This window comes from Streptococcus infantis (assembly GCF_047460685.1).
GTDB lineage: Bacteria > Bacillota > Bacilli > Lactobacillales > Streptococcaceae > Streptococcus > Streptococcus infantis_AD.
Window position 1 is genome coordinate 1 of record NZ_JASHFS010000027.1, and the last position, 14,173, is coordinate 14,173.

At 40.1% G+C, this 14,173-nt stretch carries 18 protein-coding genes; 4 read left to right on the forward strand and 14 right to left on the reverse strand.

The genetic code is table 11. The annotated features are described in order from the left end of the window. The coding region (locus tag QM917_RS10150) for an IS3 family transposase (protein WP_414267512.1) at positions 1–95 on the forward strand (95 nt) is incomplete at its 5' end. A 185-nt stretch (positions 96–280) separates the two neighbouring features. On the opposite strand, the gene QM917_RS10155 is transcribed toward QM917_RS10150, so the two are convergent. Together QM917_RS10155 and QM917_RS10160 are read right to left on the reverse strand one after the other, a co-directional pair. Further along, positions 281–1,330 carry an ABC transporter permease gene (locus QM917_RS10155; RefSeq protein ID WP_414285675.1) on the reverse strand — a complete coding sequence of 350 codons (1,050 nt, stop codon included), beginning with the start codon at positions 1,328–1,330 and terminating at the stop codon, positions 281–283. Continuing rightward, positions 1,327–2,058 (reverse strand): ABC transporter ATP-binding protein, encoded by a 732-nt coding sequence (locus QM917_RS10160; protein ID WP_049526885.1) that lies wholly within the window; start codon positions 2,056–2,058, stop codon positions 1,327–1,329. Before QM917_RS10160 ends, QM917_RS10155 begins: the two co-directional genes overlap by 4 nt. 67 nt (positions 2,059–2,125) lie before the next feature. Between QM917_RS10160 and QM917_RS10165 the strand changes: the two genes are divergently transcribed. From QM917_RS10165 to QM917_RS10175, 3 genes are all read left to right on the forward strand, one after another. Next, positions 2,126–2,536, forward strand: coding sequence for an HIT family protein (locus QM917_RS10165; protein WP_414285676.1), 411 nt, complete (start codon positions 2,126–2,128; stop codon positions 2,534–2,536). Between the two features lie 9 nt (positions 2,537–2,545). Then, complete coding sequence (locus QM917_RS10170; protein ID WP_045763640.1) at positions 2,546–2,833, forward strand: hypothetical protein; 288 nt, start codon at positions 2,546–2,548, stop codon at positions 2,831–2,833. A gap of 80 nt (positions 2,834–2,913) precedes the next feature. After that, entirely contained in the window at positions 2,914–3,567 is a 654-nt protein-coding gene (locus QM917_RS10175) for a hypothetical protein (RefSeq protein WP_414285677.1), read from the forward strand. Between the two features lie 86 nt (positions 3,568–3,653). Here QM917_RS10175 and dnaJ read toward each other — a convergent pair whose 3' ends face one another. The 12 genes from dnaJ to QM917_RS10235 all read right to left on the reverse strand — a co-directional run bounded on the left by dnaJ (position 3,654) and on the right by QM917_RS10235 (position 13,967). Continuing rightward, on the reverse strand, positions 3,654–4,790 hold the full coding sequence (gene dnaJ, locus QM917_RS10180; RefSeq protein WP_414285679.1) for a molecular chaperone DnaJ: 1,137 nt from the start codon (positions 4,788–4,790) through the stop codon (positions 3,654–3,656). A 268-nt stretch (positions 4,791–5,058) separates the two neighbouring features. Then, the gene (locus QM917_RS10185) at positions 5,059–5,691 is read right to left on the reverse strand and encodes a DJ-1/PfpI family protein (protein WP_414285681.1); all 633 of its coding nucleotides are present in this window, start codon (positions 5,689–5,691) and stop codon (positions 5,059–5,061) included. A 109-nt stretch (positions 5,692–5,800) separates the two neighbouring features. Then, on the reverse strand, positions 5,801–6,130 hold the full coding sequence (locus QM917_RS10190) for a hypothetical protein (RefSeq protein ID WP_414260768.1): 330 nt from the start codon (positions 6,128–6,130) through the stop codon (positions 5,801–5,803). Positions 6,131–6,139: 9 nt separating this feature from the next. Next, a complete protein-coding gene (gene dnaK, locus QM917_RS10195; RefSeq protein WP_016466797.1) occupies positions 6,140–7,963 on the reverse strand; it encodes a molecular chaperone DnaK in 1,824 nt (607 codons plus the stop codon). 257 nt (positions 7,964–8,220) lie between these two features. Next, the gene (grpE, locus tag QM917_RS10200) at positions 8,221–8,736 is read right to left on the reverse strand and encodes a nucleotide exchange factor GrpE (protein WP_045763635.1); all 516 of its coding nucleotides are present in this window, start codon (positions 8,734–8,736) and stop codon (positions 8,221–8,223) included. Positions 8,737–8,868: 132 nt separating this feature from the next. Continuing rightward, positions 8,869–9,903: a heat-inducible transcriptional repressor HrcA gene (gene hrcA, locus QM917_RS10205; RefSeq protein ID WP_061862655.1), complete on the reverse strand. Its 1,035-nt coding sequence runs from the start codon at positions 9,901–9,903 to the stop codon at positions 8,869–8,871. Positions 9,904–10,070: 167 nt separating this feature from the next. Then, entirely contained in the window at positions 10,071–10,577 is a 507-nt protein-coding gene (locus QM917_RS10210) for a DUF2812 domain-containing protein (protein ID WP_248034724.1), read from the reverse strand. 34 nt (positions 10,578–10,611) lie between these two features. Beyond that, the gene (locus QM917_RS10215) at positions 10,612–11,187 is read right to left on the reverse strand and encodes a DUF2812 domain-containing protein (protein WP_414285683.1); all 576 of its coding nucleotides are present in this window, start codon (positions 11,185–11,187) and stop codon (positions 10,612–10,614) included. After that, entirely contained in the window at positions 11,187–11,507 is a 321-nt protein-coding gene (locus QM917_RS10220) for a PadR family transcriptional regulator (protein WP_414285685.1), read from the reverse strand. The genes QM917_RS10215 and QM917_RS10220 overlap by 1 nt, the downstream gene beginning before the upstream one ends. A gap of 118 nt (positions 11,508–11,625) precedes the next feature. Continuing rightward, entirely contained in the window at positions 11,626–12,972 is a 1,347-nt protein-coding gene (glnA, locus tag QM917_RS10225; protein ID WP_414273296.1) for a type I glutamate--ammonia ligase, read from the reverse strand. Between the two features lie 35 nt (positions 12,973–13,007). Continuing rightward, a complete protein-coding gene (glnR, locus tag QM917_RS10230) occupies positions 13,008–13,364 on the reverse strand; it encodes a transcriptional repressor GlnR (protein WP_000659543.1) in 357 nt (118 codons plus the stop codon). Positions 13,365–13,439: 75 nt separating this feature from the next. Beyond that, positions 13,440–13,967 carry an FUSC family protein gene (locus QM917_RS10235; protein ID WP_414285687.1) on the reverse strand — a complete coding sequence of 176 codons (528 nt, stop codon included), beginning with the start codon at positions 13,965–13,967 and terminating at the stop codon, positions 13,440–13,442. Between the last annotated feature and the right edge of the window lie 206 nt (positions 13,968–14,173).

Sequence of the window (14,173 nt, forward strand, 5' to 3'; positions counted from 1 at the left end):
TTGTAGACTATATTGATTACTACAACAACAAACGAATTAAGGTAAAACTAAAAGGACTTAGTCCTGTACAATACAGAATTAAATCCTTTGCTTAAATTAATTGTCTAACTTTTTGGGGTCAGTACAGATTGAACTCAACTTCTTTTTTAGTATCATATAAGCAATGTTATACTCAATGAAAACCAAAGAGCAAACTAGGAAGCTAGCCGCAAGCTGCTCAAAGCACTGCTTTGAGGTTGCAGATAAAGCTGACGTAGTTTGAAGAGATTTTCGAAGAGGATTAGTCCTGCATCTGACGTTTCACCTGATAAGGGAGATACAAAATTTGTAAGACCAGACCAGCTCCAAGGAGGGCTAGAAGGGCTAGTTTTTCTTGGAGAGTAATCACACCAACTATCAGTTGAACCAATAAAACAAAACCAGTCAATCCTCGGACAACTGCCTGTAATCCCTTTTCCTTTTGCCCCTTATCTAGCGGGAAAAGTTGGGTCAAATATTGGTAGTCAAAGGCATGATAGAGGGCCAATAACTGAAAGAGCAAGAGGTAGTTAAATAGAACCACCACTGCTGTCGCTATCCAAGCTTGCTCGATAAAGAACAACGCCAGCAAGGATAGGAAGAGGAGACGAAGACTGAGGGCAAAAAGATCTCCATTTCGCAGATAAGAACGAAGATAGAGGTTCTGCCAAATCTTGCTCGGCACCTTCTGAACTGCTTTTAGGATAACATCTAGATAAGCTCGTCTCTTGACACTGTTTGAAATTCCCTTGACTTGGGTAAAGAGGGCAAAGAAACGAAGTAAAAACTGCTTGCGTTTACTTTCTTGGGCAATCACATAGTCCCAGTCCAGATGATTTGCACTAAAAAACTTGCCAGTCTTTTTCTGAAACAGGAAATATTTCCCGACTCCCAACAGAAGAACATAGACCCCAAAAACTCCTAAGCCTAAGCCCATGGCGAAAAATAAAGGAGCAAAAAAGAGCAAAAAGAGAGTCTGTACACTGACCCAAAAGATGAAGGAGGCCAGACTTTGCTTCTGGATGTGTTCTCTCACTTCTTCTTCAGCTACTAAGAGAAAGAGCTTATCAGGCGCTTCCACATAGGTCGCTATTCCTCCCCAAAGTAAGAGTAAAACAGAGACAATCCCAATTAAACCTAGGATTGGTAAATGATTCTCAGGAAAATGCTGAAGTAGTTGACTATACTGATAGGCTAGAAAACCTACTAAGACCAGTAAAAACAAGACAAAGTGATCATTGAGCACATAACGCAGATAACCGACACACTCTTTACGAAAAGCCTGCTTTCGCTTTAGGAACAAGTCTTTCATCTGTCCTCCTCTTTGGTCAAAGCCAAATAGATATCATTGAGACTTGCTTGAGGCATGGCAAAAGCTTGTCTCAGCTCTTCAAGATCCCCTTTAGCTCTCACTTGGCCTTTATGAAGAATGACAAAAGAGTCACACATTTTTTCAGCAGAGTCAAGAACGTGGGTACTCATGAGAATAGACTTGCCTTTTTTCTTTTCAAGATCCAAAAGCTGAATCAAGTCCGAAATTGCCAAGGGATCAAGACCAAGGAAAGGTTCATCGACGATAAAGAGACTCGGATCCACGACAAAGGCACAGATAATCATGACCTTCTGTTTCATCCCTTTTGAAAAATGAACAGGGAACCAATCTAATTTCTGATCCAAACGGAACATCTTTAAAAGAGGTTCTACACGTTCAAAAGCTAGATTTTGCTCAATTCCATAGGCCATGGCAACCGTCTCGATATGTTCTCTGAGAGTTAATTCTTCGTACAAACTAGGAGTTTCAGGAATGTAACCAATCTGTTGACGATATTCACGAGGATTTGCACCTAAGGTTAGTCCGTCGATGTTTATTTCTCCACTATAAGGTGTCAAAAGTCCAATAATTTCATTGATAGTCGTTGATTTTCCAGCACCATTGAGACCGATCAAACCGACCAACTGTCCACTCTCGACTGTAAAGGACACATCTTTCAAGACAGGGACATGAACATAGCCCCCTGTCAGATTTTTAATTTCTAACATATTTTCTCCAAATCTGGTATAATGTAGCTATATTATATCAAAATTCAATACAGTAGAGGTAGATTTTATGTCAGATTGCATTTTTTGTAAAATTATCGCAGGGGAGATTCCCGCATCAAAGGTTTACGAAGATGATCAAGTTCTTGCCTTCCTTGATATTTCCCAAGTAACACCTGGTCACACCTTGGTCGTACCCAAAGAACACTATCGCAATCTTTTAGAAATGGATGCTGCAAGTGCTAGCCAACTGTTCGCCCAAGTACCAAAGGTTGCTCAAAAAGTCATGAAAGCTACCAAAGCTGAAGGTATGAATATCATCGCCAACTGCGAAGAAGTTGCTGGACAAACCGTTTTCCATACCCATGTCCACCTTGTTCCTCGCTATAGTGCAGATGACGATCTCAAGATTGACTTTATCGCACATGAACCAGACTTCGGCAAACTTGCCCAAGTCGCTGAAACGATCAAAAACGCTTAAGGAGTCACTATGAAACTATCAAACTTACTACTTTTTGCAGGCTCTGCAGTCGGTTCATACCTCCTCGTTAAGAACCGCCAAGCTATCACTGAAGAAGTTCTAGATACTACTGATCGTGTTGAAGCCATTAAGGATGACTTGGATATCATCCAAGATAGCCTGCAAATTATCGACCAACAAAAAGAACTCATCAAGGAATATCAAAAAGATTTGACCTATAAGTTTAAAGTCTTGGAAAAAGACGTCCAAACGAGACTTGCTGTACTAAAAGAATTGCAGGAAACTGAAGAAAACTAAGGGAAACTCCAATTTCCCTTAGTTCCCCTTTAAATCCATTTTGGGTTAGCAGATCTTAGTAGACCAGGGAGGGCATGAAAATGAAACAGTTTTTTAAAGTTTTGACGCGGACCATCCTGATCATTTGTGGTGGCCTCTGCCTTCTTGTAGCCCTAGCATTTCTAATACTGGCCAACCTATTCAAGGCCTCACCGAGTGACATCAAAAAAGGAAATGAAGCCTTAAAACAAATCTTCATCTCCCTTGACCTGCCTCCTGAGAAAGTAGAATCAAATGGTAGCTATCAATTCGAGGGTGGAGGCTTAGATTTTTATGTGACTTTCTCTGATGATGTTGTCAATAGCCACCCAGTCCTAAAAGAAAGTCCTAACCTGACTAAAAATCGACTCAAAGTCTATGTCCTAAACACAGGAGATATTTCCTACCATTCAGTAGAAGACAACTTATTCAATCATGGTTTATTCCAATTTTTAGAGGGGGAGAGCAGGAAGTATTTCCAAGAAATCGGAAAAAAATCAAATCCTTCTTTCTTTATTCTCTCTTGGCAGGATTCGGAAAGCCTAAAAAAGGGAATCGCATTTTATGAAAAAGCTTTGACCTTGGTGGATATTCAGGATAATTCGGCAATTAAGCACATTGATACCGTCACCGTGAAACCTGGCAAGGAAGCGGAACTCAAGCAACTCATCCAGGACATGGATGCTGCTGGCTTACTCACTCAAAAATATCAATAACAGACCAGTCGGAAAATGATTTCTCTCATGCTAACATTCTAAAGATTACACGAAAAAGAGCCCGAAGGCTCTTTTTACTTTATGATTTATTCTCCTTCAAAGGCATCCTTAATATGGTCAAAGAAGCCTTTTTTCTTTGGATTTACTTTCAAATCACCTGCAGCTGCGAATTCTTTCAATGCTGCTTTTTGGCGGTCATTCAAACCTGTTGGGGTAACAACATTGACAGTAACGTATTGGTCACCCAGGGCACCACCACGAAGGCTAGGCGCACCTTTACCACGTAGGCGGAATCGTTTACCAGTCTGAGTTCCTTCTGGAATGACTAATTCTACATCACCATGAACTGTAGGGATGTCTACTGTATCACCAAGTGCTGCTTGAACAAAATTAAGGTCCAAATTGTAGAAAATAGTAGTTCCTTCACGTTCAAATTTATCACTTGCTTCCACCGAAACTACTACATACAAGTCACCATAAGGACCACCATTAAAGCCGGCTTCACCTTGACCAGCTAGACGGATTTGTTGACCTGTTTCCACACCAGCAGGGATTTTTACGTGTACGCTATGGGCTTGTTTTTCATGACCAGTTCCATGACAAGTTGTACATGGATCTTTGATTTCTTGACCACGGCCATGACAGACATCACAGGTTACCTGGCGACGCATCATACCGAGCGGTGTTTGGGTATCAACATTGATCACACCTGAACCATGACAGCGTCCACAAGTAACTGGACTTGTTCCAGGTTTGGCACCAGACCCATTACAAGTACGACAGCTTGCTTCACGATTGTATTTGACTTCCTTTTCTGTACCAAAAATAGCTTCTTCAAAAGTCAAATGAACGCGATACTGGAGGTCGTCACCTTGACGAGGGGCATTTGGATTACGTGATGCACCTCCACCGCCAAAGAAGCTTGAGAAGATATCTTCAAATCCGCCAAAGCCACCTGCTCCATCGAAGCCTCCGAAACCGCCTGCTCCACCGAAACCACCATTGGCACCCGCAGCACCGTATTGGTCATAGGCAGCACGTTTCTGTTCATCGCTCAAAGTTTCATAAGCTTCTTGAACTTCCTTGTACTTGTCCTCAGCTCCAGGATCCTTGTTGATATCTGGATGATATTTTTTAGATAATTTCCGATAGGCTCTCTTGATCTCATCTTGAGATGCATTTTTCGAAACGCCCAAACGGTCGTAAAATTCAGTATTGTTCATACAAGATACTAAGAGCGAACAGAAAGCGACTGAAATTTAGGAAACCGACAAGAAATCCTGATTTCTTAGGAGGTTTATCTAATTTCCAAGCTTTCCGCTCGAGTTCAATTCCCCGAACGCTCTTTGTTCCTTTCTATTGATGTTGTAAATCAAACCACGATGTAGGTCGGGTTCAATTCCTTTCTTTCATATTGAGTAAGAAACTTTAGAGCTCGGGTTCAATTCCCCGAACACTCTTTGTTCCTTTCTATAATTTATAAACAAATCTTTAGAGGATGTTTTCTATACTTCGCATCACTTGATCAAACTCTTCATCTGATAGAGTAAATATCAAATCCTCTTCTGAATATTCGTTCTGTTCTTTAAAATAGTTGTCAGTATTTTCTGCCAAACCTAGACTAAGAATCACTTTTCTTGCAAACTCTTGGTGCGCAAAGCCTATAGACGTAATGATTTGTTTATCTTGCACAAGCACTTTAGGTTGGAAATTCTCACGAGGAAGAAATTCAAAATAGTCAAAGAAGTTTTGCCAAATGCCACCTGTAAATTTCGTGTCCTTCAACAAGCCTGCTTTTGCCAATAAAAGGGGCGCTGAAGAAATGGCTGCAATCAAGACATCTCGCTCACCAAGGTCCCTCAAGAACGAAATCAATTTCTCATCGCGTAGAGCAGGTCCAATATTAACCATTCCTGGCAAAATCACACAAGAATACTCTTCTATACGGATTTGCTCCAATGTTTTAGTCGGTTGACAGGGTAAGCCATCCTCAGATATAACTATCGAATATTCTGAAGCTGCATAATCAATTGTTACACCAAAAGATAAAGCTAAAGTACTTGTTAAAGTGGTTATCTCATAAAGAGAAAAATTAGGATAAATGATACAAAGTACTTTTTTCATACGCAACATCCTCTATTTTACCGAAAAACAGAGGCTGGGTTGCAACCTCTGGATTGGATTCTATCTTTCAACATTGTAGTAACGAATTAAAGACTACAACTCTCAATTCTTAATATAACGAAACTACTTTATCATAACTGGATACGGTAATCTCGATTATATCTTGATCATTAATATCACTGAAATCGACTTTACGATTAATAGGTGCCCCATTTATCACTACTTTTGAAATAAAGCTGCTATTTTTAGGCGAAATGGAAGCATCTACATGACATTGTAACCACGTTACTTCGTCAATCATGTTTTTAGGAAGCTCCAAGAATTTTCTACTTCTCCCCCTATTCGTACGACAATACAGAGAAATTTGTTGTTTGTTTATTTTATAAGTAATGTTTAAACCTTGGTCCTTTAATGCGTTAATTAAATCACTAACCTTCATTCTTCACTCCTACTTCTCCGTAAACTCTCCGTCTACGACGTCATCGCCTGCGTTTCCTGTTGCTTGTGCGCCTTCTGCTCCTGCTTGGGCTTGTTGCGCTGCTGCGGCTTGTTCGTAGAGTTTAACGGCAAGTCCTTGAGCTTTTTCGTTCAATGCTTCAAGTTTTGCTTTCATTTCGTCCAAGTTGTTATCTTCTTGGGCTTTCTTAAGGTCATCAAGGGCAGCTTGTGCAGCATCACGTTCTGCATCGAAGCCTTTACCTTCAGTTTCTTTGATTGTCTTTTCAGTTGCAAAGATAGCTTGATCTACTTCGTTACGAAGATCAACTTCTTCTTTACGTTTCTTATCTGCTTCAGCGTTTGCTTCTGCATCTTTCATCATGCGGTCGATTTCTTCGTCTGTCAATCCTGAGTTAGATTGGATAACAATTGTTTGTTCTTTTTGAGTTCCAAGGTCTTTGGCCTTAACAGATACGATACCGTTCTTATCGATGTCGAATGTTACTTCGATTTGTGGGATACCACGAGGTGCAGCTGGGATATCAGTCAATTGGAAACGTCCAAGAGTCTTGTTATCTGCTGCCATTGGGCGTTCACCTTGAAGAACGTGGATATCAACGGCTGGTTGGTTGTCTGCCGCAGTTGAGAAGACTTGTGATTTAGATGTTGGAATAGTAGTGTTGCGGTCGATGAGTTTTGTGAAGACTCCACCCATTGTTTCGATACCAAGTGACAATGGTGTTACGTCAAGAAGGACAACGTCTTTAACATCACCAGTGATGACACCACCTTGGATCGCAGCACCCATGGCAACAACTTCATCAGGGTTCACTGATTTGTTTGGTTCTTTACCAGTTTCAGCCTTAACAGCTTCAACAACGGCAGGAATACGAGTTGAACCACCAACAAGGATGACTTCGTCGATATCTGACAAACTCAAACCTGCATCTGAAAGAGCTTGACGAACTGGAACTTTTGTACGTTCTACAAGGTCACGAGTCAAATCGTCAAATTTCGCACGAGTCAAAGTCATTTCCAAGTGAAGAGGTCCAGCTTCACCAGCAGTGATGAATGGCAAGCTGATTTGTGTTGAAGTTACACCAGAAAGGTCTTTCTTCGCTTTTTCAGCCGCGTCTTTCAAACGTTGAAGGGCCATCTTGTCTGTTGACAAATCAATGCCGTTTTCTTTCTTGAATTCTGCTACCAAGTGGTCGATGATTTTTTGGTCAAAGTCGTCACCACCGAGTTTGTTATCCCCTGCAGTTGCCAATACGTCAAAGACACCATCACCCAATTCAAGAATAGATACGTCGAATGTACCACCACCAAGGTCGAATACCAAGATTTTTTCTTCTTTGTCTGTCTTGTCCAAACCGTAAGCAAGAGCTGCTGCAGTTGGTTCGTTGACGATACGTTCTACTTCAAGACCAGCGATTTTACCAGCGTCTTTTGTTGCTTGACGTTGAGCATCATTGAAGTAAGCTGGAACTGTGATAACAGCCTTGGTTACTTTTTCACCAAGGTATTCTTCAGCGTAACCTTTCAAGTATTGAAGGATCATAGCTGAGATTTCTTGTGGTGTGTATTCTTTACCGTTTGCAGAAACTTTTTCAGAAGTACCCATCTTAGATTTGATAGAGATGACTGTATCTGGGTTTGTTACTGCTTGACGTTTTGCAGCGTCACCAACGATGATTTCACCGTTTTTGAAAGAAACTACAGATGGAGTTGTACGGTTTCCTTCTGGGTTTGCGATGATTTTTGATTCAGTTCCTTCAAGAACTGCTACTGCTGAGTTTGTTGTACCTAAGTCAATACCGATAATTTTAGACATGTGTTTTTCTCCTTAAATTTTAATTCGAATTTTGATTTTTTGATATTTCCCTTAAGTGGTGGGGACGTGAGCAACTCCCTTCGGGATTTCATCACTTATTTTTGAGCCTATTGTCTCAAAAATTCCCTGTTTCAGTAGCAGAAGCTACTGAAACTTTCACCACGGCGGGAAATATCTTCCTTGCAAGCCTCCGGCTTGCCTCTTATCTTTCTTCATAGTTTATTGTCGTTTCGGACAAGGCTTTTAAGTTCTCTAGCCTAGTTATATACAACCACCATGGCTGGGCGTAGGATGCGGTCATGGAGTTTATAGCCTTTTTGGAAGACTTGTGCGATGGTGTCTGCTGGATGCTCGTCATCTGCTGGGACTGTTTGAATGGCCATATGGTAGTTATGGTCAAATTCTCCATCTGCTGGAATTTCTTCAATTCCTTCTTCTTTCAGAGCATGTACCAAACTTTCTTGGACCATTTCCAAGCCCTTTTTCACATCATCTGTCAACCCTTCAACGGCAAGGGCACGTTCTAAGTTATCCAACGAAGGCAAGATTGCTTTTGCCAAATCTTGGCTACGATAGCGTTGCAAGAGTTGACGCTCTTCATTGGCACGGCGCTGAATGTTTTGCATTTCTGCGTGGGCACGAAGATATTTGTTTTCAAACTCCTCGGCACGTTCATTAGCCAAGTCCAATTCCGACTTCTCAGGAGTTGTTTCTTCAGCTGTTTCCACAACTTCCTCTTCTTTTACTTCTTCATTTTTAATATCTTGGGCCATTTTCGCCTCCTTTAATGATTTCAATCTTATACTCAATGAAAATCAAAGAGCAAACTAGGAAACTAGCCGCAGGCTGTACTTGAGTACGGCAAGGCGACGTTGACGTGGTTTGAATTTGATTTTTGAAGAGTATTAATTCACTTCATAGTGATTGCTGCTGAGATAGCGGTAAAAATCCGTCAACTTCATAGTCAAAACTCGATTGACAACATTGAGTTGATTGACCAATTGTTGATAATCCAGATTAACCGGACCTATAATAGCTAGAATTCCCAACCCACGATAGGGAATCAGGAACTTACTGCTAATCACTGCTAAGTCAGCAAGACAAGATTCTTGGCTATCCGCAACTCGGACACTCTGCATCTGGTCGCCAATCAGATTCTCTCGAATTTCCAAAGCTACCTTTTGTGGCTGATCAAAAAACTGATAAGCTGCTAGATTTGCGAAATTCAAAAGATTGACTTTTCCAGAAACCACGATATTTTCATTGAACATTTCTTTGAAGATATGTTCGACGAGGTCCATGACGTTATCCGTTGTTGTAAAGTAACGTTGGATAATTTGCGGAATCTCTGTCCGAATCTTGTAGTGAATATCCAAAACAGTTTGATCCAGGAAACGCTCTTGAATCATGGTCTTGAGGCGATTTAAATCCTCCTGCAAGAAATTTCTCGGAATCAAAAACTGACTGGTAACTGTTCTAGACTCATCAAGCGTAAAAACTGCCAGAGCTGTATGTTGTCCGAGGACAACAATATCAAAAGCTGTTAGCTTCTGCCTACTTGGTTCAACATCCAGTGCTACAACCGTACAACCACTCAAGTCTGACAAGATTTTCGTTGCCTCTTGAAGGATATCCTCAAGTTTGAAGAATTCTTGATCAAAGGCTTTTACAATCTCATAAACTTGATTCTCGGCTAAACGGTCAAAGGATAAAGAGTGTTTGACATAGTATTGAAATCCAGCCACACTGGGCATCCGACCACTGGAAGTATGAGCCTTTTCAAGCAAACCTTGCTTTTCTAGGGCTGCCATATCATTTCGAATGGTAGCACTACTAGAGTTGATAGACTCTTGCAAGGCCTTAGATCCAACAGGTTCGTGCGTTTTGGTAAAGATGTCAATAATCAGATTTAAAATATTCTGCTGACGTTCTGTAACCATCTCGCTACTCCTCTCTGATAGATCTTTTTTAGCACTCGGCGCATCTAAGTGCTAACTTATGATTCTATTATACACCCTTAAAAGAGAATGTCAAGACAAAAACTCAAAAAATTAGCACTCTTTTATCAAGAGTGCTAAAAATCAGTCTGAGGACCTAGAAACTATTGTCAATCAAGCAGATATTTCCGTCTAAGTCTGTAAAAACTATAGATTAGATAAGTAATCATGAGAGCATATAGGGCAAAAATAATGAAGAAAGACCGAGAGAGACTTTCGCGAAACAGGCTCATACAAACAACTAGACCGCCAGAGATAGAAACTGTAGCTGTACGAAATCCAGATTTCACACCAGCCCATCGAAGACGATTGTCCATGAAAGATTGATCATTTAAATCTACATCACAAGTTGCCTTTCGAAAAACAGTATAAGAACAATTTTCCACAAATTCCCATCTTCTATCCTTAATACTTTGTAAATCTACCTCATTTTTTCTAAGATAGCTAGTATTCCATACACAGTAAACCACATCATCTGGTTGGCATTGTTCAAAATAGAAAAATCCAAAACGATTCGATTTAAATTTCCAACCTTTCAAATACATCTCATGCAAATAATCTTCTACCTTATCCAAATCAAAAATGGTAAACATTCGAAATTGTACTTTGCTATTCATTGTCTGACCTCCAAATTAGAAAACATGCTTGATTTTATTTATCGGATAATTCTTTCCATTTTTGAAACAATCTCCAACAAATATAAGAAATCTGAATCGCAAAAACGATCAATAAAGTACAGTCTACGCTAACAATCAAAAACATTCCCCAACTGAAAGAACCTCTTCCACTGAGTAACTTTGAGAAAACCGGTAGTAGCGCTGAAAAGAGAAGCAAGACAGGAAGCATCCGCATTATTAAAATGCGCTTGACCATAGCTAACTTCCCTGTAGCGTCATTATAAATTTCAAACTCGGCATCTGATTCAATTCGATAATAAGGTTTTCTAAAATAGGAAAAACCATTAAAGTCTGTAATATGCTCCCAACCACAATCTTTAAACAGTTGTAAATAGGAAGCTCTCTCTGACTTTTTCATAGGATAAAAATCCAACTGATAAACCACCTGCTCCGGTTGGCACCTTTCAAAAGTATACTTAACCGCAACTACTAAGTTAGAGTAACTTACTTCCTTAAGTTTCCAGCCCTCAGCATGCATTTCCCTGAGATAGAGAGCTTCTCTATCATAATCCGCAATGGTACAAATCCTATAAACAACTTTCTTTTCCATCAAAGCTCCTCCCGACTGTTTCTGTAGAGCCGTTCAATACGTTTCAACTCAATGTCTAAAACTTTTCGGCCCAAGTCTGTTATTTGATAGATTTTTCGTTTTTCCTCTTCTTGGACAAAGGAAATCAAACCATCCTTTTCCATCTTTGACAGGGTTCCATACATGGTTCCGGGACTAATTGATACTTGCGAATCTGTCATCTCTTTGACCTTTTGTGTAATACCATATCCATGGTTCTCCTTTTGCAGACAGAACAGAATATAAAAACCTGTTTCAGTCATGGGAAGGTAGACCCGTCTAATCTTATCTGTTAATCCCATTTAAGCACCCCCCCTATGTAGTTCGATGTATCGCACTTCGTTATACAAAATATATCACACCTCGATATAAATTGCAAGAAAAAAAGATTGCCCTCACGGACAATCTTCTTATTTGTTATTAGTAAAGATCTAGGTAGTTATCAATTTCCCATTGTGAGACAAAAGTTGCATAGCTTGCCCACTCGATGCGTTTGGCTTCAAGGAAGCTAGTATAGATGTGCTCACCTAGAGCTGCTTTAACCACTTCGTCTTCTGTCAAAGCTTTCAAAGCATTGTGAAGAGTTGATGGAAGGTCTGTGATGCCAGCCTCTTTACGCTCTTCAGCAGTCATAATGTAGATGTTTTCTTCGATTGGTGCTGGTGCTTCGATTTTGTTTTCAATACCGTTCAAACCAACTTCTAAAAGAACAGCCATAGCAATATATGGGTTCGCCATTGGGTCCACTGAACGCAACTCCAAACGTGTTCCCATTCCGCGTGATGCTGGTACGCGGACAAGTGGTGAACGGTTACGGCCAGCCCAAGCGATGTAAACAGGGGCTTCGTAGCCTGGAACCAAACGTTTGTATGAGTTAACGGTTGGGTTCATGATAGCTGTATAGTTGTAAGCATGTTTGATCAAACCACCAAGGAAGTAGTAAGCAGTTTCTGACAACTGCATGCCTTTTGGATCATTTGGATCAAAGAAGGCATTGTTTCCCTCAGCATCGAACAAAGACATATTACAGTGCATACCTGAACCAGCGATACCAAATTTTGGTTTAGCCATAAAGGTTGCATACAAACCATGTTTACGGGCAATTGTTTTTACAACAAGTTTAAAGATTTGAATCTTATCACAAGCACGAAGAACTTCATCGTACTTAAAGTCAATCTCATGTTGGCCTACAGCAACTTCGTGGTGACTTGCTTCAACTTCAAATCCCATTTTGGTCAAGACGTTAACAATCTCACGACGAGTGTTGTCAGCAAGGTCAGTAGGTGCCAAATCAAAGTAACCACCCTTGTCATTTACCTCAAGAGTTGGATCTCCATTTTCATCAAGCTTAAATAGGAAGAATTCTGGCTCTGGTCCAAGGTTGAAAGATTTGAATCCAACTTCTTGCATGTGACGAAGAGCACGTTTGAGGTTTCCACGAGGATCTCCTGCAAATGGTTCCCCTTCTGTTGTATAGACATCACAGATCAATCCTGCGACACTACCGTTCTCATCTCCCCAAGGAAAGACTGTCCAAGTGTCCAAGTCAGGGTATAGGTACATATCTGATTCGTTGATACGAACAAACCCTTCAATAGAAGATCCATCAAACATAGCCTTGTTTGACAAGACCTTGTCTAGTTGTTCATCTGTAGCAGGAATTTCGACGTTTTTCATAGTTCCCAAAATATCTGAAAACATGAGACGGATAAAGGTTACATTTTTTTCCTTAACTTCACGACGAATATCTGCAGCTGTGATTGGCATGGTTTTTCTCCTTATATATGACGACTTGCGGTTGCCTAACCGCGACCAAAAGGTGATTGTTGAGAAGCGAAGCGACTTTGCTGGAGAACTTCATTCCGAAGCGCTCTACGCACTTCAGTTTGACTCACTGGTTTTTTAGACTTCGCCTCACGTTCAGCATATTTTTTCTTGATGGCAGCAATGTTCAGACCTTCAGAGATATAATCTTTAATCTCAAGCAATCGATCCATATCATTCAAAGAATACATACGGCGATTGCCCTCGTTACGATCAGGCTTAATCAACTCCTGGTCTTCATAGTAACGAATCTGGCGCGCCGAAAGATCGGTCAACTTCATAACACTGCCAATAGGGAAAACTGCCATATTGCGACGAAATTCTTTTTCCTTCATGTACACTTCCTTCTTTCTGTCTATTATAGTCTAAAAAAATTCAATCGTCAATCAATAATGTTATATCTTGTAACATTATTTTTCTTTTTTCTCTAAAATACTTCGTAAACGATCAATATCGTAATTTACAAGAATTGCCACAAAAACACCCATAAATGTTTCAAAAACTCGGGCAAACACGTACAAAACTGTCTCACCGCTTGGAATTGATAAGGTAATAATCAACATAGCCGCAACTCCCCCGATAACACCTGCTTTATTGTTCATAGCAACATTTGTCATAATGGTTAACATGGTGCAAATTGGAACAACAAGGAGGGTTACCCAGAAGGAGCCGTGAAAAAGATTATTTAAGAGAAAGAAAATCAGGGCATAAAAACCACCGATACTATTACCCAAAATACGCGAAGTTCCAAAATGTACACTCTTGTCAAAATCTTCTCTTAAACTAAAAACAGCGGTCAGAGCTCCAATCTGCAGCCCTTTCCAGCCAAAGAACCCAAAAGTCAAGAGCACTAGAAAAACTGCAATACCCGTCTTAAAAGTACGCATGCCTAATTTGAACTTAGCCTTATCAAATCTATATTTTTTAAAATAACTCATCATTTCAACTTTCTATTTCCATTTTACCATAAATTTACCTATTTTTGAGAAGGGGATGCAATAAACTGATGGAAATAAAAAAGGCTCTATAATATTTGTAGTGGGTAAATCCCCTATAGATATTATGGAGCCTATTTTGTTGTAGAAAAAAAGTCCCATATGACCTATAATGAAAAGCGACAAAACAACTCATTAGAAAGATTCAT